This window comes from Variovorax sp. GW821-FHT06D12 (assembly GCF_059419205.1).
The window spans coordinates 327,096-353,020 of the sequence record NZ_JBWKRI010000002.1 but is presented as its reverse complement, the minus strand read 5'-3'; the positions used below and the strand labels follow the sequence as shown (position 1 = coordinate 353,020).

Annotated in this window: 23 protein-coding genes; 7 read left to right on the top strand and 16 right to left on the bottom strand. The window is 70.1% G+C overall.

The features are described 5' to 3' along the window. Window positions 1-57: 57 nt before the first annotated feature. The 10 genes from AC07SQ_RS08080 to AC07SQ_RS08035 all read right to left on the bottom strand — a co-directional run bounded on the left by AC07SQ_RS08080 (window position 58) and on the right by AC07SQ_RS08035 (window position 11,928). Window positions 58-1,308 (bottom strand): porin, encoded by a 1,251-nt coding sequence (locus tag AC07SQ_RS08080; RefSeq protein WP_495272186.1) that lies wholly within the window; start codon window positions 1,306-1,308, stop codon window positions 58-60. A 58-nt stretch (window positions 1,309-1,366) separates the two neighbouring features. Then, window positions 1,367-2,377 carry a YeiH family protein gene (locus AC07SQ_RS08075; protein ID WP_495272187.1) on the bottom strand — a complete coding sequence of 337 codons (1,011 nt, stop codon included), beginning with the start codon at window positions 2,375-2,377 and terminating at the stop codon, window positions 1,367-1,369. A gap of 7 nt (window positions 2,378-2,384) precedes the next feature. Beyond that, complete coding sequence (locus tag AC07SQ_RS08070; protein ID WP_495272188.1) at window positions 2,385-3,356, bottom strand: quinone oxidoreductase family protein; 972 nt, start codon at window positions 3,354-3,356, stop codon at window positions 2,385-2,387. A gap of 43 nt (window positions 3,357-3,399) precedes the next feature. After that, on the bottom strand, window positions 3,400-3,957 hold the full coding sequence (locus AC07SQ_RS08065) for an RBBP9/YdeN family alpha/beta hydrolase (RefSeq protein WP_495272189.1): 558 nt from the start codon (window positions 3,955-3,957) through the stop codon (window positions 3,400-3,402). Window positions 3,958-3,971: 14 nt separating this feature from the next. Next, window positions 3,972-4,955 (bottom strand): tripartite tricarboxylate transporter substrate binding protein, encoded by a 984-nt coding sequence (locus tag AC07SQ_RS08060; protein WP_307587191.1) that lies wholly within the window; start codon window positions 4,953-4,955, stop codon window positions 3,972-3,974. Window positions 4,956-4,997: 42 nt separating this feature from the next. Next, complete coding sequence (locus AC07SQ_RS08055; RefSeq protein WP_062482971.1) at window positions 4,998-6,056, bottom strand: beta-keto acid cleavage family enzyme; 1,059 nt, start codon at window positions 6,054-6,056, stop codon at window positions 4,998-5,000. A gap of 55 nt (window positions 6,057-6,111) precedes the next feature. Continuing rightward, window positions 6,112-6,960 carry a TauD/TfdA dioxygenase family protein gene (locus tag AC07SQ_RS08050; protein WP_159278246.1) on the bottom strand — a complete coding sequence of 283 codons (849 nt, stop codon included), beginning with the start codon at window positions 6,958-6,960 and terminating at the stop codon, window positions 6,112-6,114. A 198-nt stretch (window positions 6,961-7,158) separates the two neighbouring features. Further along, window positions 7,159-9,855 (bottom strand): helix-turn-helix transcriptional regulator, encoded by a 2,697-nt coding sequence (locus tag AC07SQ_RS08045; RefSeq protein ID WP_495272190.1) that lies wholly within the window; start codon window positions 9,853-9,855, stop codon window positions 7,159-7,161. 46 nt (window positions 9,856-9,901) lie between these two features. Next, the gene (locus AC07SQ_RS08040; RefSeq protein WP_495272191.1) at window positions 9,902-10,933 is read right to left on the bottom strand and encodes an AraC family transcriptional regulator; all 1,032 of its coding nucleotides are present in this window, start codon (window positions 10,931-10,933) and stop codon (window positions 9,902-9,904) included. 23 nt (window positions 10,934-10,956) lie between these two features. After that, window positions 10,957-11,928 (bottom strand): quinone oxidoreductase family protein, encoded by a 972-nt coding sequence (locus tag AC07SQ_RS08035; protein ID WP_447746796.1) that lies wholly within the window; start codon window positions 11,926-11,928, stop codon window positions 10,957-10,959. A gap of 197 nt (window positions 11,929-12,125) precedes the next feature. Here AC07SQ_RS08035 and AC07SQ_RS08030 point away from each other — a divergent pair, with 197 nt between their 5' ends. Genes AC07SQ_RS08030 through AC07SQ_RS08020 form a run of 3 tightly spaced genes read left to right on the top strand, consistent with a single transcriptional unit; the run spans window position 12,126 to window position 15,068 of the window. Continuing rightward, the gene (locus tag AC07SQ_RS08030; RefSeq protein WP_495272192.1) at window positions 12,126-13,097 is read left to right on the top strand and encodes a Bug family tripartite tricarboxylate transporter substrate binding protein; all 972 of its coding nucleotides are present in this window, start codon (window positions 12,126-12,128) and stop codon (window positions 13,095-13,097) included. Between the two features lie 31 nt (window positions 13,098-13,128). Further along, complete coding sequence (locus AC07SQ_RS08025; protein WP_495272193.1) at window positions 13,129-13,971, top strand: TauD/TfdA dioxygenase family protein; 843 nt, start codon at window positions 13,129-13,131, stop codon at window positions 13,969-13,971. 38 nt (window positions 13,972-14,009) lie between these two features. Beyond that, window positions 14,010-15,068 carry a beta-keto acid cleavage family enzyme gene (locus tag AC07SQ_RS08020; RefSeq protein ID WP_070062068.1) on the top strand — a complete coding sequence of 353 codons (1,059 nt, stop codon included), beginning with the start codon at window positions 14,010-14,012 and terminating at the stop codon, window positions 15,066-15,068. Window positions 15,069-15,159: 91 nt separating this feature from the next. On the opposite strand, the gene AC07SQ_RS08015 is transcribed toward AC07SQ_RS08020, so the two are convergent. Together AC07SQ_RS08015 and AC07SQ_RS08010 are read right to left on the bottom strand one after the other, a co-directional pair. Beyond that, window positions 15,160-16,200 (bottom strand): AraC family transcriptional regulator, encoded by a 1,041-nt coding sequence (locus AC07SQ_RS08015; protein ID WP_062477242.1) that lies wholly within the window; start codon window positions 16,198-16,200, stop codon window positions 15,160-15,162. A gap of 28 nt (window positions 16,201-16,228) precedes the next feature. Further along, the gene (locus AC07SQ_RS08010) at window positions 16,229-17,209 is read right to left on the bottom strand and encodes a Bug family tripartite tricarboxylate transporter substrate binding protein (RefSeq protein ID WP_495272194.1); all 981 of its coding nucleotides are present in this window, start codon (window positions 17,207-17,209) and stop codon (window positions 16,229-16,231) included. A gap of 235 nt (window positions 17,210-17,444) precedes the next feature. Here AC07SQ_RS08010 and AC07SQ_RS08005 point away from each other — a divergent pair, with 235 nt between their 5' ends. The 4 genes from AC07SQ_RS08005 to AC07SQ_RS07990 all read left to right on the top strand — a co-directional run bounded on the left by AC07SQ_RS08005 (window position 17,445) and on the right by AC07SQ_RS07990 (window position 21,532). Beyond that, window positions 17,445-18,503, top strand: coding sequence for a beta-keto acid cleavage family enzyme (locus tag AC07SQ_RS08005; protein WP_095948779.1), 1,059 nt, complete (start codon window positions 17,445-17,447; stop codon window positions 18,501-18,503). A gap of 112 nt (window positions 18,504-18,615) precedes the next feature. Beyond that, entirely contained in the window at window positions 18,616-19,770 is a 1,155-nt protein-coding gene (locus AC07SQ_RS08000; protein ID WP_495272195.1) for an aromatic ring-hydroxylating oxygenase subunit alpha, read from the top strand. A gap of 127 nt (window positions 19,771-19,897) precedes the next feature. After that, window positions 19,898-20,503 (top strand): TetR/AcrR family transcriptional regulator, encoded by a 606-nt coding sequence (locus AC07SQ_RS07995; protein ID WP_062477248.1) that lies wholly within the window; start codon window positions 19,898-19,900, stop codon window positions 20,501-20,503. A gap of 51 nt (window positions 20,504-20,554) precedes the next feature. After that, window positions 20,555-21,532, top strand: coding sequence for an NAD(P)H-dependent flavin oxidoreductase (locus AC07SQ_RS07990; RefSeq protein ID WP_095948776.1), 978 nt, complete (start codon window positions 20,555-20,557; stop codon window positions 21,530-21,532). 4 nt (window positions 21,533-21,536) lie between these two features. Here the strand turns inward: AC07SQ_RS07990 and AC07SQ_RS07985 are convergent, their stop codons facing one another. Genes AC07SQ_RS07985 through AC07SQ_RS07970 form a run of 4 tightly spaced genes read right to left on the bottom strand, consistent with a single transcriptional unit; the run spans window position 21,537 to window position 25,699 of the window. Further along, on the bottom strand, window positions 21,537-22,058 hold the full coding sequence (locus AC07SQ_RS07985) for a Csu type fimbrial protein (RefSeq protein WP_495272196.1): 522 nt from the start codon (window positions 22,056-22,058) through the stop codon (window positions 21,537-21,539). Further along, window positions 22,028-24,349: a fimbria/pilus outer membrane usher protein gene (locus AC07SQ_RS07980; protein ID WP_495272197.1), complete on the bottom strand. Its 2,322-nt coding sequence runs from the start codon at window positions 24,347-24,349 to the stop codon at window positions 22,028-22,030. Before AC07SQ_RS07980 ends, AC07SQ_RS07985 begins: the two co-directional genes overlap by 31 nt. A gap of 1 nt (window position 24,350) precedes the next feature. Continuing rightward, window positions 24,351-25,160: a fimbrial biogenesis chaperone gene (locus AC07SQ_RS07975; RefSeq protein WP_495272198.1), complete on the bottom strand. Its 810-nt coding sequence runs from the start codon at window positions 25,158-25,160 to the stop codon at window positions 24,351-24,353. A gap of 8 nt (window positions 25,161-25,168) precedes the next feature. Beyond that, the gene (locus tag AC07SQ_RS07970; protein ID WP_495272199.1) at window positions 25,169-25,699 is read right to left on the bottom strand and encodes a Csu type fimbrial protein; all 531 of its coding nucleotides are present in this window, start codon (window positions 25,697-25,699) and stop codon (window positions 25,169-25,171) included. Window positions 25,700-25,925: the final 226 nt, after the last annotated feature.

The window sequence follows — 25,925 nt, the reverse complement described above, 5'->3', positions numbered from 1 at the left end:
GTGGATCGTGCCACACCGAAGCGACGGCGCGGGGGCGCCGCCGCTGTTGTCAGGCGCTCAGAACGCCATGCGAATACCAACGTCGTAGCCCAGCGCGCGGTGCGGCTGCATCCCGTTGGTGGTCGCGTAGGCCGGCTGCGGGAAGATCGCCGGCAGGCTCAGCACCAGCGGCGTCACGCCTATCACGGTCGGGTTGTTGCGGCCGTTGGCGATGTGGATGCGCGCCACCGAGGCATACAGCGCCGTGCGCTTGGAGAGGTTGTGCACGTAGCCCAGCGCCAGCTTGTTGACCGACGAATTGCCGTCGGGCAGGCCCAGCCCGTTGACGAAGCGCACGCGCGCATACGAGGCGCGCACCACGCCTGCGCCCAGCGGCACGTTCACGCCGGCCATGAGGCCGTCGTAGCGGTCGCTCAGGTGCAGCGCGCCGTTGGCGAAGGGCGCGGCGCTGTTGCGCACCTCGCGTACATCCCGCACACGCGACCATTCGCCGAACACCTTCACCACGCCGAAGTCGTACGAGGCGCCCAGGTTCAGGCTCTTGATCTTCTCGCTCTGCGCGGCGGCGCTGGCCAGCGTGCTCTCGCCATAGCCCAGCGCCACGTCGGCCGGACCGCTGGCCCAGCCGATGCGACCGCCCACGTAGCGCCCGCGCTGCGAGGGGCTGTCGGGCGTGTTGCTGACCTTGGTGTTCTCGTGCAGCGCGTACTGCACCTGGCCGTAGAAGCCGCCCAGGTTCGGCGGCAGGAAGTAGCTGATGGCGTTGCTGGTGCGCAGGTAGCTGTCGGTGCCGGCCGAGAGCCCGCCGTTCAGCAGGCCGCCCGTGGCCAGCGCGCGCGAGGCCGCGATGTTGCTGTTGACCACCGCGATCAGGTTGGTGCCCACGCCGTTGACGCTGAAGGGGTCGAACACCGCGTCGTTCCAGAACGAGGCCGTGTAGTCGCGGCCCAGGCGCACTTCGCCGAAGGGCCCGCTGAGGCTGAGCGTGGAGCGGCGTCCGAAGTTGGTGATGCCGCTCCCCGTGTCGTTGCTCAGCGGCGCTTCCAGCCAGAAGCTCGCGGCCAGCCCGCCGCCCAGGTCCTCGGTGCCGCGAAAGCCGATGCGGCTCGAGGCATTGCCCGAGGGCGACAGCACGGTCTGGCTCTGGCGCAGCTCGGCCGGGCGCAGCGGGTTGTACGAACTGCTGGTGGTGCGGTAGTGGCTCACGCCCGCGTCCATCACGCCGAACAGCGTGAGCGAGGACTGGGCGAGGGCGGCGCCGGCAGCGAGGGTCGCGGTTGCGGCGGCGATGAGGGTCTTCTTCTTCATGGTCTTGTCTCCTGGTTGTTGTGTGTGTGGTCGTCTCTGTCGTCGTGGGGGCGGTGTGTCAGGGCGCCCAGCGCAGCAGCGCGAGCACCAGCGCGGCGATGAAGACGGTCTCGCCGACCATCAGCACCACCGGCTTGAGGCCCACGTCGACCAGCTCGCGCAGCTGCGTCTTCATGCCGATGCCGGCCATGGCCGCCACCAGGAACCAGCGCGACAGGTCGCTGCCCGCGGTGGTGAGCGGGGGCGGCAGCCAGCCCGTGCTGTTGAGCGCCACCAGCGCGGCGAAGGCCACCGCGAACCACGGCAGCAGCGGCGGGCGCTGGCCGCCCGCGGCCTTGCCGGTGGCGCGCGTGAACATCACGGCGAACAGGATCACCGGCAGCAGCGCCGCCACGCGCATCAGCTTGACCAGCGTGGCCGTGTCGCCCGTGGCCTGCGACATGCCGTAGCCCGCGCCCACCACCTGCGCCACGTCGTGGATGGTGGCGCCCAGGAACACGCCGGCCGTGTGCGCGTCCATGCCCAGGGCGCGCGCGATCAGGGGGTAGGCGATCATCGTGAGCGTCGACAGCGCCGACACGCCCACCACCGTGAACAGCGTGGCGCGTTCCTTCAGCGGATGCGGCGGCAGCGCCGCGGCCAGCGCCAGCGCGGCCGAGGCGCCGCAGATCGCGGTGGCGCCGCCGCTGAGCAGGCCGAACAGCACGTTGAAGCCCATCAGCCGCGCCACGACCATCGACACGCCGATGGTCAGCACCAGCGACACCGCCACCAGCAGCACCGGGTGCCAGCCCAGCGCCACCACCTGCGCGGCCGTGATGCGCAGCCCCAGCAGCGCCACGCCCCAGCGCAGCACGTGGCGCGCGGTGAACTCGATGCCGGGCTTGCACGGGCCCTCGGTCGAAAGGAAGTTCATCGCCATGCCGAGGATGAGCGCGAACAGCATCACCGGCGCACCGTAGTGCTGCGACAAAAAGGTGGACGCGGCGGCGACCACCGCGCAGGCGAGCACGCCCGGAAAGAGCAGGCGGCCGCGCGCCGGCCATGCGGCGACAGACAGAGCGGTCATGAAAACCTCAGGGCACGAGCACGGTGGCGCCGGTGGTCTTGCGGCCTTCGAGGGCGCGGTGTGCCTCGGCGGCGTCGGCCAGTGCGAAGCTCTGCTGGGGCTCGCTCACGATGCGGCCGGCCAGCACGTGGCCGAACAGTTCGTCGGCCATCGACAGCATGTGTGGGCGCGGGTGGATGTAATGAACCATCGCGGGTCGCGTGAGCCAGATCGAGCCCTTCGCGGCCAGCAGCTTGGTGTCGAGGACCACGGCGCCGGAAGACGTGCCATTGCTCACGAGCGTGCCGCGTGGCTGCAGGCAATCGAGCGAAGCCTCCAGCGTGTCTTTCCCCACCGAGTCGTATACGACGGGCACGCCCTTGCCCTCGGTGATCTCGCGCACGCGCTGGGCGATGTTCTCGCGCGAAGTCACGATGGTGTGCGTGCAGCCGTTGGCCTTGGCGACGGCGGCTTTCTCGTCGGTGCTCACGGTGCCGATCATCGTCACGCCCATCGCGCGCGCCCACTGGCAGGCGATGAGACCGACGCCACCGGCGGCTGCGTGGTACAGGATCGTCTCGCCACCCTGGAGCGGATAGACCTGGCGGAACAGGTACTGCGCCGTCATGCCCTTCATCATCAACGTGGCGGCGGTGCGGTCGGAGATCCCATCGGGCAGCGGGATCAACACATCGGCCGGCATCACACGCACTTGCGAGTACGCCCCTTGCGGCCCGATGAGATAGCCCACGCGATCGCCCACGCGAATGTCGGTCACGCCCGGCCCCACGGCCTCGACCACGCCCACGGCATCGGAACCGAGGCCGTTGGGCAGCGCCAGCGGATAGCGCCCGGTGCGGAAGTAGATGTCGATGAAGTTGACCGCGATGAGGCTGTGGCGCACGCGCGCCTGGCCCGGGCCGGGCTCGCCGACTTCGACATGTTCGAGCTTGAGCACGTCGGCGCTGCCGGTCTCGTGGAAGCGGATGGCTTGGACCATGGGGAGTTTCTTTCGGTAGGAAGGGCAGGCGGGCAGAAAGGGCTCAGTCCGCCGAGAGTTCGTCGATGAAGGCCTGCGCGCCCGGCCATTCGCCGTAGCCCGAGGCGGGGTTGAGGTGGCCGACCTCGCCGAGGTCGACCAGGCGGCTGCCCCAGCCCTGCGCCATCTGCACCACGCGATCGAAGGGCGCCAGCGGGTCGTTGCGGCTGGCCGCCACGATGCTCGGGAACGGCAGCGGCCCGGTCGGCACCGGCAGCCAGCCGCCGGCGCGCAGGGCCTCGACGCTGGGGTAGCCCTCGGGCATCGGCCGCTCGAAGTCGGGCGGCGTGGCCAGCAGGGCGCCGCGCACCGGCCGGCGCGTGCGCTGGGCCCAGTGCGCCAGCATCACCACGCCGCCGCTGTGCGCCACGATGACCAGCGGCCCCTCGACCGCCTGCGCCTCGCGCTCGATGGCCGCCACGCGCGCGGCGCAGTCGAGGTCGTCGCGGCCCATGGGCGGCACGGCGCGCACGCGCGGCAGGCGTGCGGCGAGCAGGGTCTGCCAGTGGCTGGCGACGGCGTCGCGCAGGCCGGGAACGATGAGGACGGTGGGCGCAGTCATGTCGGCCTGCACCCTCACTGGTTGAGCTGGATGTTGTAGGTCTTGACGATCCGCGCGTTGCGCTCGTACTCGTCATGCGTGATCTTCGCGAGCTGCTCGGGGCTCTCGCTGGTCATCGGCACGAAGTTCTGCGCGATGAGCCGCTCCCGGACCTTCGGCGAGGAGGCGGCTTTCGTGAGGACCGCATTGATCCGCTTGACGAGGTCGTCGGGCATCCTGGCCGACACGATGGCGCCGGCCCAGTTCGAGAAGTCGATCTCGTCGAAGCCCTGCTCGGCCATCGTGGGCACCTCCGGCAGCTGCGCCAGCCGGGTCTTGGCCCCGACCCCGAAGACCTTCACCTTGCCGGCCTTGATCAGCGGCAGCGACGTGACGATGCCGTCGAACAGGATGTCGACCTGGCTGCCCATCAGGTTCTGCAGCGCCGGCGGCGAGCCCGGGAACGGCACGTGCTGCAGGTCCAGCCCCGCCTTGCGGGCAAAGATGGCGCCGGCGTAGTGCGAGCTGGTGCCCGCGGAGTACGAGGCGTAGCTGCCCGGGCTGCCCTTGCCGGTCTTCAGGTAGGCGATGAGGCCTTTCAGGTCGTTGGCCGGCACCGACGGCGCGCTCACCAGCACCATCGCCGAGCGCGCCACCATGGTCACCGGCTTCACGTCCTTGACCGGGTCGAAGCTGGTCTTCATCACCAGGGGAATCTCGGTCAGGATGTTGCTGACCATGAACATGATGGTCTGCCCGTCGGGCGGCGCGCTGTTGAGCGCCTGCACCCCGATGGCGCCACCGGCGCCCGGCTTGTTGTCGACGATCACCGGCTGCCCGATCTCGGCCGAGATCGCGTCGGACAGCACGCGGGCCACGACGTCCATGGTGCCGCCCGCGGGCGCCGGCACCACGATCCGCACCGGCTTGGTGGTCCAGGCATGGGCGAGCAGGGGCGCGGCGGCCAGGGCGGCTGCCCAGGGCTTCAGGCGGCGAAGGATGTTGTGGGTTTTTTTCATCGCGATGTCTCCAGGTGTTCTGGTGCCGGGGGTGTGGGGTGCTCAGGCCGCCTTGCGCAGGAAGCCCTGCTGCGCGCCGTTGCGGTTCGGCGCGAAGCCGTTGGCGGCCAGCGACTCTTCGACGGTGTCGTAGAAGACGCCGATCTTCGAAATCTCGCGCGCCTGCTTGGCGGTGGCGATGGGGCGGCCGAACTGGCGCGAGATGGCGACCAGCTGCTCGACCTGCGCCACCGTGCCCATCTTGGCGGAGCGCGACTGGTTCCAGAGGTTGTCCTCGATGCCGCAGCGCACGTGCAGGCCCATGGCGATGCCCATCATGTTCACGGGCAGCACGTTGCGCATGGAGCTTTCCACCGTGAGCACCGCGCCGTCGGGCACGGCGCGCACGAAGTTGGCCAGGCTGTAGATGTTGGGCACGTCCATGCCGCCGCCGATGGCCACCCAGTTCATCACCAGCGGGCCCTTGTAGACGCCGCGGCGCATCAGCCGCTCGACCGAGTCGAAGCTGTTGATGTTGTAGCACTGGAAGGCGCTCTGGATGCCGGCCTTGGTGAGGCGGCGGATGTGCTCTTCGGCCCAGCCCGGCTGCGCGGGCACGGTCATTTCCTTGTAGGCGCGGTAGACCTCGGGGTCTTCCATCGAGGTGCCCCGGGTGTCGGCGTCGTCCCAGTGCTCGACCACGTTCATCTGCGAGGTGTTGATGGTCACCGTCACCTGGTCGGGCGTGGGCTCCAGCTCGGCCAGCATGTGGCGCGTGTCGTCGCTCAGCCACTTGGCGGCCGCGCCTTCGCTCTCGGGGGCGAAGCTGATCGAGCCGCCCACCTGGATGATCATTTCGGGCACGGCCTTGCGCACGCCGGCGATCAGCTCGTTGAACTTCGACAGCCGCTTGCTGCCCTTGCCGTCGAGTTCGCGCACGTGCAGGTGCAGCACCGTGGCGCCGGCGTTGTAGCAATCGACCGCCTTCTGGATCTGCTGCTCCATGGTGACGGGAATGTCTTCCGGAAAGTCGGCGGGCACCCACGACGGTGCGTAGGGCGCGGCGGTGATGACCAGCGGCTGCTGGTTTTCGGGGAACAGATGGCCGTCGAGAAAATTCATGGCAGGACCTCGGGAGAAAGGAAGAAGGAAGGGAGAGGGCGCAGGACGTGCCCGCTCAGAAGACCGCGTCGCCGACGATGCCGGCGCGTTCCATCTTTCGATGGCAGGGCGGGTAGTCCATGACCGCGTAGTGCTGGGTCGATCGGTTGTCCCACATGGCCACGTCGCCCGGCTGCCAGCGCCAGCGCACCTGGTACTCGGGGATCTGCACCTGGCTCACGAGGTAGGCCAGCAGCAGGGCGGCGCCGGGCTGGTAGTCCTGCCCGTAGCGCACGTTGGCCGGCGTGTGGAAGTTGGTGAAGTGGGTCGTGAAGCCGTTGACGAACAGGATCTTCTCGCCCGTGTCGGGGTGCGTGCGCACCACCGGGTGCTCGGCGTCGGGAAACTGGGCCTTCAGCGCCAGGCGTTTCTCGATCGGCATCGCGGCGCCGAAGGTGGCCTCGATGCTGTGGCGCGCGCGCAGCCCGGCGATCTGCTGCTGGATGTGCGCGGGCAGCTTCTCGAAGGCCAGCGCCATGTTGGCCCACATGGTGTCGCCGCCCACCGGCGGGCATTCGACGCAGCGCAGCACGCAGCCGAAGGGCGGCTTCTCGCGCCAGGTGGCGTCGGTGTGCCAGCTGTTCTCGTAGCGGTCGACCGGCGTCTCGGGGTTCTTGTAGATGCGCACCAGGCCCGGATGCTCGGGGTCGCTGCCGACCACGGGGTGGTCCTCGAGCTCGCCGAAGTGGCGGGCGAAGGCGACGTGCTCGGCGCGCGTGAGTTCCTGCTGGCGGAAGAACAGCACCTTGTGCTGCACCAGCAGGGCGCGGATCTCGGCGGCCAGGCCGGCGTCGCGCGAGGCTTCGGCCAGCGACACGTGACGCAGCTCGGCGCCGATGGCGCAGGTCACGGGGTGGACCTGGATGCCGCGCGTGTGCACGGCGGGGGCCCCGTTCGAGAGGCCTGGCTGGATCGTGGAACCCATGTGTCTTGTCTCCTGTGCCGGTCGGGGAGTGCCGCTGTGCGGCGGTGACCGTGCTGGAAGCAAGAATAGGTCGGGGCCCCTGCGCGCGCCCCCTCCTCGCAGGAGGGGGAGGCGGCCCCGGAGGGGAGGGAGAAACCCTCAGTGCCCGGCTGCGAGCAGCCCCAGGATGCGCGCGCGCTGCACCACCTGCGCGCGCGTGCCGGCGTCGAGCTTGGCGAACAGGTTCTTCACATGCCACTTGACGGTGGTTTCGCCCACCTGCATGGCGCGCCCGATTTCCTTGTTCGACAGGTTGCGCGCCAGCAGCACCAGCACCTCGCCCTCCTTGGGCGTGAGCACGGTACCGGGCGAGGCCGGTGCCGCAGGCGCGGGCACGGGCGGCACGGCAGGCACGAGTGGCGCGACCGCGATCTCGGCCTGCGCGCCCTCGGCCGCGAGCGTGCCGACCCAGGCACCCAGCTCGGGGTGCGCGTCGGAGAACACGCGCTGCAGCCCGTAGGCGCGCGCCAGGTCCATGGCCTCGCGCAGCAGCGCCTGCGCCGGCTGGCCGCAGCGCTCCAGCGCCAGCGCGCGCAGGCCCAGCAGCTCGATGTGCAGGCCGCCCTGCTTGCGCTGGCGCGCCTGTTCGTCGGCACGCGCCAGCTTCGCGAGGGCGTCGGGCCAGTCGCGCGCGGCGATGGCCGCGTGGGCACGCGCCACGTCGCGCAGTGCTTCCACGCTGCGCCGCCACAGCGGGCCCTGCGGCAGCGTGGGGTCGGCCAGTTGCGCGTCGATGCGCTCGCACAGTTCGCGGCAGGTCTGGGCGCGGTGGCGCTGCGCATGCAGGCGCACCTGCTCGGCCAGGCTGGCGATGCGCAGCCGCGGCAGGCGCCGCGCGACGCCGGCCGCGTCCAGCGCGTCCAGCAGTTCCAGCGCGCGGTGCTCGGCGCCTTCGGCCGCCGCGATGCGCGCCGCCGTGCGGTAGGCCTGCAGCAGCGATTCGGGCAGGCCGCTGTGCTCCAGCACGTCGAGGCGGTCGGCCAGCAGCGTGGCGGCGTCGCCCGGCAGGTCGCGCTCCCAGGCCACCGACGCGAGCAGCGCGGCCAGGTTGCAGCTGAAGCGGTGGCGCCGGCCCATCTCGGCCTCGGCGCCGGCCACGGCCGGGCGCAGCAGCTGCTCGGCCAGCAGCACCTGGCCTTCCCACGCGTAGCTCAGGCCGATGACCAGTTCGCTCCAGCGCCGGATGTAGTCGACGCCGTGGCCCGGGTGCCCGCGCAGGGCCTGCTGCTGGCGCAGGCGCGCCAGCGCCGGCTCGCCTTCGAGCAGCGCGCGGTAGGCCATGCGGTTGGCATGCGACTGCAGCAGCAGCGGGTCGGTCAGCGGCACGGCCTCGGTCCACGGCGCGTGCAGTTCCACGAAACGGTCGGGGTCGTCCGCGAACACGGCCGCGCCGCCGAGGATCAGCGCGCATTCGCAGCGCAGCGCATCGCTCACATCGGGCTGCGCCAGGATGCGCGCCACGAAGCGGCCGGCTTCTTCATGCCGCTCGCTCGATGCGAGCGTCCATGCCGCGGCCAGCAGCAGGCGCGGGCGGCGGTCGAGTTCGTCGGCCGGCATCTGCGCCATCCATTCGAGCACCGTGGCCTGCCGGCCGCGCCGCATGAGCGATTCGTACAGGCTGCGCTCCGCGAGCTCGTAGGCGGTCTGGTGCTGGCCCGCGCTCAGCGCGTGGTGGGCGGCTTCGTCGAGCAGCTCGTGCGCGGCCAGCCACTGCGCCGCGCGCGCATGCGCCGCCACCTGCTCGGCAGCATCGAGCGCGGCGAAACGCTGGCGCAGCACGTCGCGCGCCAGCGCATGCATGCGCAGCCACTCGCCCCCTTCGGCGGCGGCGAACACCGGCGTGTCGTTGCTCAGCCGCGCCAGCCGCGCCGCGGCGTCGTCGACGCCGGAGACGGCACGGCACAGCTCGGGGTGCAGCAGGTCGAGCACGGCGATGCGGGCCAGGAAGTCGCGATCGTCGGGGTCGAGGTTCACCAGCAGCAGCCGCACCAGTTCGCCCTGCAGCTCGCCGGCGGCGGCCGTCATGTCGCCCAGGACCGTGTGCGCGGCGTGCGCGTCGGCCCCGCGCGCGATGATGGTCGTGGCCAGCTGCAGGCCCAGCGGCCAGCCTTCGGTCAGCTCGTGCAGCCGGGCGGCGGTGTTGCGGTCGACGCGCGCGCCGAAGCGCGCCTGCACCAGCTGCAGCGTCTCGTCGAGGCTGAACTTCAGCAGCGCCGGGCCGATCTCCACGCACTGCCCGTAGGCCACGAGGTCCTCGATGTCGAGCCGGCCGTCGGGGCGCGTGGCAATGAGCGTGCGCACGTTGGGCGGCGCGTTGCGCAGCAGGTAGGCCAGCGCCTCGCGCGAGGCCGGCGGCAGGCGGTCGGCCTCGTCGATGACCAGCACCACGTTCAAGGCCGCCTGCGCCAGCTCGGCCAGCAGCGCCGTGACGCTGCCGAGCGTGCCGGGCCGGTCGTCCTGGAACAGGCTGCGCCCGAACGCGGGGCGGCCCATGGCGACGCGCAGCGCCAGCGCCAGGCTCTGCACCAGCCGGCCCGGGTCGTCCTGGCTCTGCGCCGAGACCCAGCCGACCGGCACGCCCAGGCCCAGGTACTCCAGCCGCCACTGCGCCAGCAGCGAGGTCTTGCCGAAGCCCGACGGCGCCTGCACCACGCACACGGCGTGGTCGCGCAGCGCGTCGGCGCTCGACAGGAGCCGCGCGCGCGAGACGAGGTGACGCGGGACACGGGGCGGCGTCACCTTGAGCAGCAGGTCGCGCGGGGCGCCGCTCGCATCGGGGGGCGGGAAAGTGGCCAAGGCTCGTTCGTGCTCGTGGAGGGAAGAACGGGCGCGATTCTCCACGTCAATCGCGCGAGGCCGAAGCGCGGCGCGGCGCCCCCCGCCGCGCGCGGCTGGCCTTCGCGCTGCAGCCGTACTGCGCATGGAACCAGCGCGACAGTCCGCTGGGCGCACAGAAGCCGAGCAGGCCCGCGACCTCGGCCAGCGGGCGGTCGCCCTCCAGCACATGGCGCACGGCGAGTTCCTTGCGCACGTCGTTGACGATGGCCGAGAAGCTCTGCCCGTCGTCCGCGAGCCGGCGCTGGATCGTGCGGCATTCCACGCCCACGTGCGCCGACACCTGCGCGATGCTGCAGCGCCCGCTGGGCAGGAGCAGCAGCACCGCGCGCCGCACGTCGCCCGGCAGCGCGTCGCCGGGCGCAGGGGCTGCCGCGTCGAGCAGTTGCCGCGCATAGCGCGCCATGGCCGGGTCGGCCGCGGGGTTGGGCGCGTCCAGGTCGTCGCGCGCGCAGACGATGCCGTGGAAGTCCTGGTCGAAGGCGACGGCCGCGCCCAGCACGCGATGGTGCGTGCGCAGGTCGCGCGGCGCGGGATGCGCCAGGCACACGCGCCGGGGCTGCCAGTCGGCGCCGAGAAACTGGCGCAAGAGGCGCAGCATCACGCCCAGCGCGAGTTCGATGCGCTGGCGCGTGGCGCGGTGCGCCTTGCCGGGCTGCACTTCCTCGCGGATGACCACCACCTGGCCGAAGGCCTCGACCATCAGCGACAGCGAGCCGTTGAGCAGCGGCTGGTAGCGCATCAGCACGTCGAGCGAATCGCGCAGCGTCGGCTGCTCGCGCACCAGCAGGCCGACGGCCCCGAGGTTCGACAGCCGCCGCCCCTCGGCCATGCACAGCCCGAAGCTGTCGTTGCCCGAGCGCTCGGCCGAGGCCTGCAGCAGCGCGGCGACGCGGTCGACCGGGATCATCAGGTCGGGCTCGTCCAGCACGCGGGGACTCAGGCCGGCGTCCAGGAGCATGCGCGCCGGGTCCAGGCCGCTGGCGCGGGCGACCTCGCTGTAGTGGGTGAGGCTTGCCGCGCGGACCAGGGAAGACATCGCAAGTCCGCACGTGGCAGATCTCAGGGCACGAGCACGGTGGCGCCGGTGGTCTTGCGGCCTTCGAGGGCGCGGTGTGCCTCGGCGGCGTCGGCCAGTGCGAAGCTCTGCTGGGGCTCGCTCACGATGCGGCCGGCCAGCACGTGGCCGAACAGTTCGTCGGCCATCGACAGCATGTGTGGGCGCGGGTGGATGTAATGAACCATCGCGGGTCGCGTGAGCCAGATCGAGCCCTTCGCGGCCAGCAGCTTGGTGTCGAGGACCACGGCGCCGGAAGACGTGCCATTGCTCACGAGCGTGCCGCGTGGCTGCAGGCAATCGAGCGAAGCCTCCAGCGTGTCTTTCCCCACCGAGTCGTATACGACGGGCACGCCCTTGCCCTCGGTGATCTCGCGCACGCGCTGGGCGATGTTCTCGCGCGAAGTCACGATGGTGTGCGTGCAGCCGTTGGCCTTGGCGACGGCGGCTTTCTCGTCGGTGCTCACGGTGCCGATCATCGTCACGCCCATCGCGCGCGCCCACTGGCAGGCGATGAGACCGACGCCACCGGCGGCTGCGTGGTACAGGATCGTCTCGCCACCCTGGAGCGGATAGACCTGGCGGAACAGGTACTGCGCCGTCATGCCCTTCATCATCAACGTGGCGGCGGTGCGGTCGGAGATCCCATCGGGCAGCGGGATCAACACATCGGCCGGCATCACACGCACTTGCGAGTACGCCCCTTGCGGCCCGATGAGATAGCCCACGCGATCGCCCACGCGAATGTCGGTCACGCCCGGCCCCACGGCCTCGACCACGCCCACGGCATCGGAACCGAGGCCGTTGGGCAGCGCCAGCGGATAGCGCCCGGTGCGGAAGTAGATGTCGATGAAGTTGACCGCGATGAGGCTGTGGCGCACGCGCGCCTGGCCCGGGCCGGGCTCGCCGACTTCGACATGTTCGAGCTTGAGCACGTCGGCGCTGCCGGTTTCGTGGAAGCGGATGGCCTGGTTCATGGTGCGTCTCCTGGGGTGTGTGGGGGCTGGATGGAACGGATTCTTGCGGCGCGTGGCGGCGGCGGGAAGCGTGGTCTTGGTGATGTCCCAAATTGGCAAATCGATGCCCCAATAAAGCAAGAAATGCGGGCGGGGTGCGCCGGATACTGGCGGCATCGGCCCACCGAGGCCTGCAAGACAACAATCGGAGACACCCCATGAAACTGCTGCAATTTGCACGCGCCGCCGCCGTGGCGCTGGTCGGATGCTCGATGGCCCTCGGGGCCTGGGCGCTGGGCGACAAGCCCGTCAAGCTCATCGTTCCCGCGCCGCCGGGCGGCACGATGGACATCGTGGCCCGCGTCGTCGGGCAGCAGATGGCGCTGGACATCGGCCGCCCCGTGATCGTCGAGAACCGCCCCGGCGCGGGCGGCTCCATCGGCCTGCAGGCCATGCTGCAGGCACCGGCCGACGGCAACACCATCGTGATGGCCGCGAGCAACGTGCTGGCCGAGACGCCGCAGGTCGTGAAGATGCCCTTCGATCCGCTGAAGGACGTGGTGCCCATCGGCTCGGTGGCGCGCTCGGGCGTGGTGCTCGTCACGGCCGCGAACTTCCCGGCCAAGGACTTCCAGGGCCTCGTTGCTGAACTGAAGACGCGCAAGGGCAAGGCCAGCTTCGCCAGCTACAGCCCCGGCACCGTGTCGCAGTACGCGGGCCTCATCCTCAGCGACCGCGCCGGGCTCGACCTGCAGCACATCGGCTACCCCGGCTCGCCGCCCGCGCTGCAGGACCTGCTGGGCGGCCAGGTCGACCTGATGTTCGACGGCATGCTCACCTCGATGCCGCTCATCAAGGCCGGCAAGCTGCGCCCCTACGCCTTCACCGGCAAGACCCGCTCGCGCTTCCTGCCCGACTTGCCGACCACCACCGAGCTCGGCTACCCCGACCTGCAGTTCCGCGGCTGGGTCGGCTTCATCGGCTCGGCCAAGCTGCCGGCCGACGTGATGGCCAGGCTCCATGCCGCGATCGAGAAGGCCGGCCAGGCGCCCGCCGTGCAGCAGAAGCTGCTCGACGTGGGCCTGGAGCCCGAGCTCAGCGTCGACACGCCCGCGCTCATCGCCGAGACCCGCGTGCTGTCCGAGCGCAACGCCGCCATCGTCAAGAAGTACCGCATCCAGGCGAACTGAGCGGCACCCGTCATTCCATCGGAGACCTCTCATGAAGATCAGACCTATCACGCCGTCCATCGGCGCCGAAATCTCGGACGTCCACCTGGGCGAGGCCTCGCGCGACCCCGAGTGCTTTGCGTCGATCCGCGCCGCGCTGCTCAAGCACAAGGTGCTTTTCTTCCGCGGCCAGGACATCGAGCGCGCCGAGCACGTCGCCTTCGCACGCTGCTTCGGCGAACTGGAAGACCACCCCGTGGTCGGCAGCGACCCCGAGCACCCGGGCCTCGTGCGCATCTACCGCAGCGACAACAAGCACAGCTACGAGAACACCTACCACTGCGACGGCCTGTGGCGCCAGAGCCCCGCGATGGGCGCGGTGCTGCGCTGCATCGAATGCCCCGAGGTCGGCGGCGACACCATCTGGGTGAACATGGTGCAGGCGCACGACGAGCTGCCCGACGAGATCAAGCAGAAGATCGGCAAGCTGCGCGCCAAGGCCAGCATCGAGCATTCGTTCGGCGCCGTGATGCCGATGGAAGCGCGCCTCAAGCTGGGCCAGGATCATCCGCCCGTGGAGCACCCCGTGGTGCGCACGCACCCCGAGACCGGCGAAAAGGTGCTCTACGTGGGCAGCTTCACCACCCACTTCGTGAACTACAGCACCCCCGAGAACGTGCGCCACGGCATCGACAAGACACCGGGCGCGGCGCTGCTGCTGAACTACCTGCTCAGCCGCGCCACCATTCCCGAGTACCAGGTGCGCTGGTCGTGGAAGCCGGGCGACGTGGTCGTCTGGGACAACCGCAGCACGCAGCACTACGCGCTGAACGACTACTGGCCCGCGCCGCGAAAGATGGAACGCGCCGGCATCGTCGGCGACGTACCGTACTGAACATCGCCCCCCGCCTCGCCACCTGACAGACGCACGCCATGAACTTCCTCGACGGCCACCTCTTTCCCGAAAACCAGCAGCCGCTGATCATCACCGCCGCGCCCTATGCACCGGGCTGGCTTCCTTCCGACTTCCCGGGCGAGATCCCGGTCACGATGGAAGAGCAGATCCAGAAGGCGGTCGATTGCTACAACGCCGGCGCCACGGTGCTGCACCTGCATGTGCGCGAACTCGACGGCAAGGGCAGCAAGCGCCTGTCGAAGTTCAACGAGCTGATCGCCGGCGTGCGCGCGCGCGTGCCCGAAATGATCATCCAGGTCGGCGGCTCGATCAGCTTCGCGCCCGAGAGCGAAGGCGCCGCCGCCAAGTGGCTCAGCGACGACACGCGCCACATGCTGGCCGAGCTGGAGCCCACGCCCGACCAGGTGACGGTGACGGTCAACACCTCGCAGATGAACGTCACGGAGCACGCCGAGCTGGCGGACTTCAAGGGCACCTCGCGCGAGATCCCGGCCATCTTCGAGGCCTACAAGGAGATGACGGTGCCGGCGCAGCCGGGCTGGGTCGAGGAGCACATCCGCCGCCTCACGAAGGCGGGCATCCAGAGCGCCTTCCAGTGCTACAACATCAACAGCTTCGAGTCGGTCGAGCGGCTCATGCGCCGCGGTGTCTACAAGGGCCCGCTGGTGATGAACTGGGTGGCGATCAGCGGCGGCATGGACGCGCCCAACATCTACAACCTGGCCAACTTCGTGCGCGCCGTGCCCGACGGCGCGGTGCTCACGGTGGAAAGCTCGGTGCGCAACGTGCTGCCCGTGAACATGATGGGCATCGCGATGGGCCTGCACGTGCGCTGCGGCACCGAGGACGTGCTGTGGAACCAGACGCGCACCGCCAAGATCGGCACCGTGGCGCAGATCGAGCAGCTGGTGGCCATCTCGCGCCAGTTCGGCCGCCCCATCGCCACAGCGCAGCAGGCGCGCGAGATCTCGAAGATCGGCGTGTTCTACGAGACGGCCGAAGAGTCGCTCGCGGCCAACGGCTTCGCGCCGAACCGCAACGGAGGCAACCAGGGCTTCCTGCGCAAGGCGGCCTGAGAAGGACGATGGCGATGACGAGGCGTTTCACGCACGCCGCCTGGCGCCTGCTGGAGGGCATCGCGCATGCCCTGCGCCACGAAGACCTGCTTCAGAACGCGCGCACCGCGCCCTGAGCCACCGCGCCGGCCGTCTGCTTGCTCCATTGCGAGGCGCTGCAGCCGAAGTGGTGGCGGAACCAGTGGCTGAAGCTGCTGGGCCCTGAAAACCCCAGCAGCTCGGCCACCTCGCTCAGCGGCAGGTCGCTGTCGCGCAAGTGGCGCTTCACGAGGTCGGAGCGCACGTCGTCGAGCAGGCGGCTGAAGGTGAGGCCTTCGGCCTCGAGCCGGCGGTGCAGCGTGCGGCGGTCCACGCGCAGGTGCCGCGCCACTTCCTGCGCGGTGCAGCCGCCGCCGGGCATGAGCGCCAGGATGAGTTCGCGGCAGGCTTCGCGCGTGCTCTCGCCGCGGTCTTTCAGCGCGGCCTCCAGGTATTCGCGCGCGAAACGCGCCACGCCCTGGTCGCCCGATTCGCGCGGCTTGCGCAGGTCGGCCGCCAGGCACACGAGGCCGTTGAAATCCTGGTTGAACTTGACGTTGCGCCCGAAGAAGGCGCGGTGCGCCGCCATGTCCGCCGGCGGGCGGTGCGTGAAGCACACCTGCTGCGGGCGCCACTGCGGATCGATCAGCTCGCCGAGGATGCGGAACATGATGCCCACGGCCAGCTCCATCGACTGGCGCATCGGCAGCCCGGGGCTGGGCAGCAGGTCTTCCTGGATGATGACCATGTCACCCGTGTCCTCGAGGCGAAAGCTCAGCGAGGCGTTCACCAGCTTCAGGTAGCGGCCCAGCGTGTCGAGCGCGTCGCGCGGCGTGGGCTCTTCCTTGAGCACGACGCTGATGGGGCCCAGCGCCGAGAGCTTGCGCTGCGCCGCCAGCCGCAGCGCGAAATCTTCGGTGCGCGTGGCGCGCGCGGTGATCTCGAGCAGCTCGCGCACCGCATCGCCGGGGATCAGCGTCTCGGGGTGCTCGAGCAGCTGCGCCTTCAGCCCCACGGTGCGCATGAAGGCATGCGGGTCGCGGCCGAGCGATTGCACCAGCTCCACGTAGCCGCTGAGGCTCGCGCTGCGCATCAGTCGACCGAGGTGCTTCATGGTGGCTTCTTTGGCAGAGGCCCCGTGTTCACTCGGGGCTGATCTTGAGTTGCAGTTTCTCGATGATGGCCCGATTGTGGGCGGTCGTGGCGTCCAGCGTCTGGCGCAGCTGCTGCAGCGTCGCCTCGCGCGGCGGATCGTAATTCTGCGCGAGCAGCGCCTCGCGGAACTTCGGCGCCTGCACGGCCCGGGCCACCTCGGCGCGGATTTTCTCCTGTAGCGCCGGCGGCATGCTGCTGAGCACGAACACGCCCACGCTCGCGTCGGGCATCACGAAGTCGGGCAGGCCCAGCTCGCCGAAGGTGGGCACGTCGGGCAGGAAGCGCGAGCGCCTGGGCGACGCCACGGCCAGTGCCTTGATCTTGCCGCTGCGTATCAGCGAGGTGACGTTGCTCACCACCTCGAAGGTCAGCTGCACCTGGTTGCCCATGAGGTCGACCAGCGCCGGCGCCGAGCCCTTGTACGGCACCACGAGGATGTCGTTGCCGCTGCGCGCGCGCAGCATCTCGCCCAGCAGGTTGGAGCGCGTGCCCGTGCTCAGGTTGGCCACGCTGACCGAGCGCGGGTGCGCCTTGGCATGCGCCAGCAGGTCCTTGACCGTGTTCGGCGGGAAGCCGGCATTGGCCACCAGCACATGGAACATGCCCGTCACCTCGCCGACGTAGGTGAAGGTCTTGAGCGGGTCGAAGGGCGTCTTCACCGTGAGCGGAATGTCGGACAGCACGCTCGACGGTCCGACCATCAGCGTGTAGCCGTCGGCCGGCGCGGCCATCAGCGCGCGCTCGGCGATGACGGCGGAGCCGCCCGGCTTGTTGTCCACCAGCACGGTCTGGCCGAGGTTCGTGCGCAGCTGTTCGGCGAGCAGCCGCGCCGCCGCGTCGGAGATGCCGCCCGGCGGCGCGGGCACGATCAGCCGAATGGGCTTGTCGGGCCAGGCCTGGGCCGAGGCCGTGCCGCAGCACAGCGCGGCCAGGAAGAGGAGGGAGGCTCGCAGCAGATGCAGACACATGGTTCGTCCTCAGGTGGAAGAGACAAAGGCGTGCGGATTCTGCGGCGCCACCTCCTTTGAACGCTTGGCGTCACGCGTCGGCCACTTACCGGATCGCGACAGCGACACCTGTCTTTGCACGCGCCATTCCAATGCCCCGGAAAAACAAAACCGCGCCCCCGATGAGCAAGAAGTTTTCGCAGGTGCGCCAGACACTTTTGGCGTCAGAACCACCTTCCCACCGGAGACACCCATCATGAACTTCCTCGACGGCCACCTGTATCCCGAGAACCAGCAGCCCCTGATCATCACGGCCGCGCCCTATGCGCCGGGCTGGATTCCCGCCGACTTTCCGGAAGACATTCCGGTCACGATGGAAGAGCAGATTCAGAAGGCGGTCGACTGCTACGAGGCCGGCGCCACCGTGCTGCACCTGCATGTGCGCGAGGCCAACGGCAAGGGCAGCAAGCGCCTGTCGATGTTCAACGAACTGATCGCCGGCGTGCGTGCGCGCGTGCCCGAGATGATCATCCAGGTGGGCGGCTCCATCAGCTTCGCGCCCGAGGACGACGGCGCCGCCGCCAAGTGGCTCAGCGACGACACGCGCCACATGCTGGCCGAGCTCACGCCCAGGCCCGACCAGGTCACGGTGACCGTCAACACCACGCAGATGAACGTGACCGAGCACGCGGGGCTGGACGACTTCAAGGGCCTGTCGCGCGGCGACCCGCGGCTGTATTCGACGTACCGGGACATGATCGTGCCCTCGAACCCCAGCTGGGTGGAAGAGCACATCCGCCGCCTCACGGCCGCGGGCATCCAGAGCGAGTTCCAGTGCTACAACATCAACAGCTTCGAGACCATCGAACGCATGATCCGCCGCGGCGTCTACAAGGGCCCGCTGGTGATGAACTGGGTGGCCATCAGCGGCGGCATGGACCAGGCGAACATCTACAACCTGGCCAACTTCCTGCGCGCCGCACCCGACGGCGCGGTGGTCACGGTGGAGAGCTCGGTGCTCAACGTGCTGCCCGTGAACATGATCGGCATCGCCCTGGGCCTGCACGTGCGCTGCGGCATCGAGGACGTGCTGTGGAACCAGACCCGCACCGGCAAGATGAGCTCGGTCGAGCAGATCAAGCAGCTCGTGCGCATCGCGACCGAGTTCGGCCGCCCCATCGCCACCGCGCAGCAGGCGCGCGAGATCATGCAGATCGGCGTGTTCTACGAGACCACCGAAGAGACGCTGCAGGCCAACGGCTTCGCGCCCAACCGCAATGGGGCGCAGCAGGGCTTCCTGCGCAAGCCGGCCTGATACCGCTTCCACCGCTTCCCGGGGGGCGGTTGACGTACCGACTGGTCAGTCGGTAGACTGGGCCGATCGCGCAGCTCACCGGGCTGCATCGCATCGAACCGAAAGCCCCCCGATGAGCGAGAACTTCGCAGCCGAACTCCATCGCCGAGCGACCACGGCCCTGCAGGCCGGGCGCGCCGACGCGCAAGGGGAGGGCGACCGCGTGCCGGTCGGCCAGTACACAGACGAGGCCATCGCACGCGAAGAGCGGCGGCTGCTGCAGCGGCATCCGCAGCCGGTGGCCGCCAGCGCCTCGCTCGCCTCGCCGGGTGCCTGGCTGTCGCTCACGCACACCGGCGTGCCGCTGCTGCTGGTGCGCCAGGAGAACGGGCAGGTGCAGGCTTTTCTCAACGTGTGCCGCCACCGCGGTGCGCGCGTGGTGCCCGAGGGCAGCGGCAGCGAGGCGCGCGCCTTCGTCTGCCCTTACCACGCATGGACCTACAAGCCCGACGGCGCCTTGCGCGGCGTGCCCGAGTCCTTCGGATTTCCCTGCCTGAAGCAGGACGAGTCGGGCCTACGCCGGCTGGCCACCGTCGAGCGCGCGGGCGTGGTCTGGGTCGTGTGCGATCCGTCGCGGGCGGACAGCGACCCCGGCGCGCACCTGGGCGCGCTCATGGACAACCTCGAGTCGCTGGCCGGGCTGCGCGCGCCCGTGGCCTATGCGCCGCGCATGTACGAGGTCGAAGCCAACTGGAAGCTGCTGGTCGACGGTTCCTTCGAGGCCTACCACTTCAAGGTGGCGCACCGCGAGACCATCGCCCACATGTTCCTGCACAACCTGCAGGTCATCGACGAGTTCGACCTGAACCGGCGCCTGTACCTGCTCAAGTCGAAGTTCCAGGAACACCGGCCCGACGCCGCCGGTTTCGATCCGCGCCGCTACGGCAACCTGACCTACTTCTTCTTTCCCAACACGACCATCCTCGTGCAGCCCGACCACGCGCAGCTCAGCATGCTGGAGCCGCTGGGCGCCACGCGCACGCGCGTGCACGAGCTCACGCTGATTCCCGAGGCACCGGCCTCGGAGAAGGCGACCGCGCACTGGGACGCGAACGTGGCGCTGTACCGGCGCACGCTCGCGGAAGACTACGCACTGGCCGAGTCGATCCAGGCCGGGCTGGCATCGGGCGCGAACGACGCGCTCAGCTTCGGCACCTTCGAGTACAGCGCGCCGCGCTTCCATGCGCAGCTCGCGCAGCAGGTGGCGGCCATGCCGGCCGCACGCTGACGCGCGAGGGTGTCGCGCGTGCAACAACCAGACCCCAAGACACAAGAAAGAATGGCGCGCGTCGCGTCTGATCGCCGGTCGCGTCTTCGCGGCATGCGCCAGGCGTGACGCCTTCCAGAACCGCCCGATGGCCACCCTTGCCCCTTCCCGTAAAGAAACGATCCTCGCGCGCGCCGAGCAGCACTTTGCCGACCACGGCTTCCAGGGCGCATCGCTGTCGGCCATCGCGCGCGATTGCGAGGTCGGCAACCCGGGGCTGCTGCATCACTTCGCGAGCAAGGAGGTGCTGTACCGCGCCGTGCTCGAGAAGCAGGCCGAGGACCTGACGGCGCGCATCTGCAAGCGCGTCGAGGCGGCCCCCGACCTGCCTGCGCGGCTGCAGGCGTTCGTCGCGCTGCAGGTCGAGTGGATGCACGCGCGGCCCACGGGCTTCAAGCTCGTCACGCGCGAACTGCTCGACAACGCCGAGCGCATCCAGCATGCGCAGACCCGGCCGCTCGAAGGCTTCCTGCAAGCCAGCCTGGGCCTGGTGGCCGCGGCGCAGGCGGCCGGCCTCGTGCGCGACGACCTGTCGGCCGTGGTGGTGCTCACGCTCATCTTCGGCACGCTCAACTACGCCAAGATGGCACGGCCCACCTTCGCCAAGACCTTCGCAGAGCCTGCGCTGAAGAGCGACACGGCCTGGATGAAGGCGATGGCGCGCGATGTGCTGCGCGTCATTTCGCCGCCCTGATTTCTTCTTTCTCTCTTTCCTTCCCAGCAACCCCGACCAAAGGACGTTCCCTTGAAAACCCGCATCACCGAACTCTTCGGCATCCGCCACCCCATCATCCAGGGCGGCATGCACTACGTCGGCTTCGCCGAGCTGGCCGCGGCCGTCTCCAACGCCGGCGGCCTGGGCATCATCACGGGCCTCACGCAGAAGACGCCCGAGCTGCTGGCGCGCGAGATCGCGCGCTGCCACGAGATGACCGACAAGCCCTTCGGCGTGAACCTCACCTTCCTGCCGACCTTTGCCTCGCCGCCGTACCCCGAGTACATCGCGGCCATCGTCGAAGGCGGCATCAAGGCCGTGGAAACCGCGGGCCGCAGCCCCGAGGCCTACATGCCGGCGCTGAAGGCCGCGGGCATCAAGGTGATCCACAAGTGCACCTCGGTGCGCCACGCGCTCAAGGCCGAGCGCATCGGCTGCGATGCGGTGAGCGTCGACGGCTTCGAGTGCGGCGGCCACCCCGGCGAGGACGACGTGCCCAACATGATCCTGCTGCCGCGCGCGGCCGAAGAACTGAAGATCCCGTTCGTCGCCTCGGGCGGCATGGCCGACGGCCGCAGCCTCGTGGCCGCGCTCGCGCTGGGCGCCGAGGGCATGAACATGGGCACGCGCTTCATCGCCACCAAGGAAGCGCCGGTGCACGCCAACGTGAAGCAGGCCATCGTCAACGCCTCGGAGCTCGACACGCGCCTGATCATGCGTTCGCTGCGCAACACCGAGCGCGTGATCAACAACGCGGGCGTGGAGCGCCTCATGGAGATCGAGCGCGCCAAGGGCGACGCGCTGAAGATCGACGACATCATGGACCAGGTCGCCGGCATCTACCCGAAGGTGATGACCGAGGGCCACATGGACGCCGGCGCCTGGAGCTGCGGCATGGTGGCCGGGTTGATCCACGACGTGCCCAGTTGCGCGGAGCTCATCGACCGCATCATGGCGCAGGCGGACGAACTCATCGCCAAGCGGCTGGCGGGCATGCTGAAGGGCTGAGCTTTCAGTACGTCACCGTCACCGTGATGGTGCTGCTGTAGGGACCCGGTGCCACGTACTGAGCGGCCGGAATGCGGCCGTAGACGGTGTGGGGGCGCAGCGTGGTGACGCCACCGAGGGTCGCCAGCGCGCTGTAGCTGTCGCTGACGCTGTTGAGGCCCCAGACGGTGCTGCGCGCGTTGGTGGTGTAGAGGTTGTAGCCCAGCGGCGTGGCACCGACCGGGCCCACCATCTGCCGGCTGGCGATGTTGCCGGCCGAGCCCGCGTCCAGGCTGATCGTGAACGACAGCGTCACCAGGATGCCCAGGCCCGTGACCGTGCCGGCGACGGTCACGGTCGAGGTGTTGTCCTTGGGCGTCGCGACGGCCGGGTCGTAGTTGCCGAAGGCCAGCGCTGTCGCACTGACGGTGGCGCTGCAGCTGAACACGCCCACGCCCGAGCACGCGGCCAGCGACGTGCCCGGGGCCAGCAGCCCCGCCAGCGCCAGCGCGGCGGTCAGCGCGGGGACGACGACACGGGTTCGCATCGGTAAGGTCCCATCGAAGGCAGTGCGCCGGCGGCGCGGTCGGGTTCGCCCAGCGTGAAGTGGCAATGCCCGCGCTTCCATCGCGCCTCGAAGCGCTCGTTCGGCTGCGGGTCGTCGACCGACACCAGCCCGTTGAAGCCCGACAGCAGCGAGGTGCCACGCGCCGGTCGCATCACGTCGATGCCCGGAGGCAGCGGGCTGCCGTCGGGCAGCAGCACCGTGACGTTCGCCACCGTCTCGCGCGCGATGTCGAAGCTGGCCTGCGCCACGCCCTTGTAGCGGGGCACCACGCGCAGCACGTCGCTGCGCACCTGCGCCTCGATCGGCAGGTCGCCGTTGTCGATGCTGATGTGGTTGGGCTCGTAGGCGCGCAGGCCCGAGACGACGGCGCGGCCTTCGCTGTCGGTGGTGGTCCAGGGCTGGTTCTCGCGGTAGACCTTCACGCCGGCGGCGCCGGGCACGGTCACGAGCGCGAAGGCGTCGTCCGACTGGCGGGTGGCAAAGCCCACGCCGCCCGCGAAGCCCACGGCGCCGCTGGCGCGCAGGCGCACGGCGGTCTGGCCTTGCGCGCGCGCGGCTTCGGCCGTCAGCATGCCGTAGCGACCGCGCCAATCGACCGCGGCTTCGCTGCGCGCGTTCTCGCCGTCGGCGGCGCGCAGCCGGTAGCCCCAGCCGGTGTCGTTGGGCGGCTGCTGCACCCACTCGGCCACGGCCGAATGGCCGCCCGGCTTTTGCTGCTGCACCGAGAGCGTGGCGTGCTGGCGTTCGCCGAGCGTGAAGCTGAGGCTGACGTTCACCGAGGTGATGGAGCGCTTGCCGTCCTGGCGCGTGTGGGCCACCGAGGTGCCGAGCCAGGCGTTACCGCCGAGGCTGATCGACCAGCTGGCGGTGGTCACGCCGATGTGCTCGCCGGTGTTGTAGCGCAGCCGCGTGTGGCTCGCGCCCAGCGTGCCGTAGCGGCCCAGCGAGCGGCCTGCAAAGAGTTGGGTCTGTGCGTCGGTGTGCACGGGGCTGTCGTGCCAGGCGATCTGCGTGAAGCCGCGGCTGGCCACCTGGCGGCTCACGGAGAAGTTCCATTCGTCGCTGGTGCGGGTGTAGGCGGCGCGCCAGAGGCGGCCGCTGTCGCCGTCCTTGCTGCGGCTGGCGGCGCCGTGCAGCGAGAGTTCGCCCAGCGTGCCCCAGACCCAGGTCACGCCCGCGCCCGCGGTCTGGCTGCGCGAACTGGCCTCGCCGCGCGCCTCGACGGTCACGCCGTCGTTCACGCCGTGGCGCCAGGTGCCGGCGACGAAGGGCGGGCCGTAGTCGAAGCTGCGCTCGCCGTAGCGCAGGCGCGTCCAGCCGGCTTCGAGTGAGTAGTCGGACAGCCCTGCGCGCAGCAGGTTCGAGCTCACGTAGTAGGGCGTGGTCACGGTGCGCTGCACGCCCAGCGCGTCGGTGACGGCGAAGCGCATCTCGCCCGCGCCGGTGAGCACGGGCACGTCGCTGAGCGCGAAGGGGCCGGCATCGACACGGCGTTGATAACGCAGCGTGTCGTTCACATACACCTCCACCGCCGACGGCACGGCCGCACCGCCGCGCAGGGTCGGCATCGGGTAGCTGATGAAGCCGGGCTGCAAGCCGAAGCGGGTGCCGAACTGCACGCCACCGAAACGAAAAGGTGTCGACCACGCCGCGGCCTGCGTGATCGTGTCGCCCACCGTGAGGCGCGTGAGCCGCGCGGGGTCGTCGCGGCGGAAGTAGCTGTCCAGCCGCGTCGTGCCGCGTCCGCCGAACGCGGACTGCCCCGCGACGAGGCTCGTGCCCACCAGGCCCCAGTCGCCCGAGGCCGCCGCATCGAAGTAGCCCGAGGCGCGCGTGCCTTCGCGGTCGTGCTGCAAGGCCAGGTCGTAGTTGAGAAAGGCCCCGAAGGCCGACGCCGACAGCGGCGGTCGGTCGCCCGCGTGCGCATGCACGGTGCCCAGCGTGAACGCCTCGGCGGGCACGCTCAGGTCCACGCTCTGCGCGCCCTCGTCGAGCTGCAGCTGCGCGCCCGGCAGCGCGCGCAGGTCGTAGTAGTCGGTGCCGTCGCGCTGCAATGCCGCGGTGGCGGGCCGCACCAGGCGCCAGGCTGCGAAGTCGGGCGCCGACGCCAGCAGCTGCGCACCGCGCCGCAAGAGCGGTCGCGGCGCGGGCTGGCTCAGGCCGTTGATGCGCACGTCGAGGATCGCGGGCTGCACCTCGCCCGCCATGTCAGCGGGTGAGGTCTGTGCGCAGGCCACGCGCAGGCCCAGCCAGCCGCAGCAGACCCACAAGCTAGCGTGGCGTGGCGGGCGCACGGGGCACGCGCACGGTGGCGCTGGACGACGCCTCGGGGGCATCGGTGGCGGCCTCGACCTGCAGCCGGGTGTCGGGCGGCAGGGCGGGCAGTTCGATGTCGATGCCGGCCGACTGCCCGGCCAGCGCGTACTGCGACAGGCTCTTGCGCAGCAACTCGGTGCCGTCCTCGCGGCGCACCACGAGCTGCGTGACCTGGATGTGCTCGCTGCCCTGGTTGTCGAACACCAGCCGCCAGGCCGTGCCTGCCGTGCCGGTGGCGCGCCCCGAAGGCTGCAGCGACCATTGCAGCGCGCGGCGCAGCTGCAGCGGCGGCACGAAGATCGGCACGCCGATGCGCAGCAGCGTCTGCACCTTCGCGCCCTCGGCGCCGTCCGCCGACAGGGCCTGGTCGCGCGGCAGCTGGCGCAGGAAGATGCGGTAGCTGCGCTCGCCGGCGTCGGCCGGCACCTGCAGCCCGAGGCGCACGATCTGCCGCCCGCCCGGCGGCAGGCGGAAGATGGCCGGGTTGACCAGCACGTCGCGCGTGGGTTCGTAGGCGTCGCGCCCGTCCTGCTGCGACCACGCCACCACCTCGGCCTGCACGGCGACCTCGGTGTCCTCGGCGTTGCCCATGGTGAGCGAAGCGACCGGGCGCTGCGGCGTGAGCACGATGCGCAGCGGCGCCACGCTGAGGCTGGTGGCCGCGGCGGGAGCGGGAGCAAGGGCGGCCAGCAGCAGGCCGGCCCCCCATGCGACTGGCAGCAGGGCGCGACGCATGCCGTGGCGGCCTGCGGTGAAGGCGGTCAACGGCGCCCTCAATAGGTCAGCGAGACCGTGATCGTGTCCGTGTAGTCGATGGCCGGCGCCGCGGTGTACTGTCCCGTGGGGATCAGGCCGTAGATCGTCTGCGTCTGGGGCGTCCCGTTGCCGACGTAGCCGGTGCCGGCGACGCTGTTGTCCCAGTTGGTCTGGTGCGCGCTGTCCTTGAAGAGGCCGTAGCCCAGCGTGTTGTTGCCGGCGGTCGCCGTGGGGCTGGTCATCAGGCGGTTCGTGATCGTCGCGCCCGAGCCGCCGCCCGCGCTCAGGCCGAGCGAGTAGGGCGTGCCGAAGGTGCAGGTCACGTTGAGGCTGGTGGTGCCGGCCAGGGCGGTGGCTGACGCCGGGTCGTACGGCCCGAACGCCAGCGTGGCCGGCGTGGTCATGAGGCAGGCCTTGAGCACCGTGGCCGTGACCTGGAAGGTCGTGGTCGTCGTGACCGCCTGCGCGGGCAGCAATGTCAACAAGGCACCGACGGGCAGCACGGTACGGGCCAGTGTGCGAAGGAGGGAGCGAGGCTGGTGGCGCATCGGACGGGACCTTTCATCGGTGACTGGAAACCCAGGAACGACAGTGAAAACCCACCCACCGTTTCCAGTAGTGGGCGCCCCCTTTCTAACCAATCTCTCCCTGATGGGACATAGGACGCAGCCCTGTCGTCGACAGCTTGCTACAGATTTTTCCGAGGCCGGGAGAGCTCATGAGTGATTTCGGTCTACAGCCTGGGCCGGGCCTAGGTCGGATGTCTTCATGGGG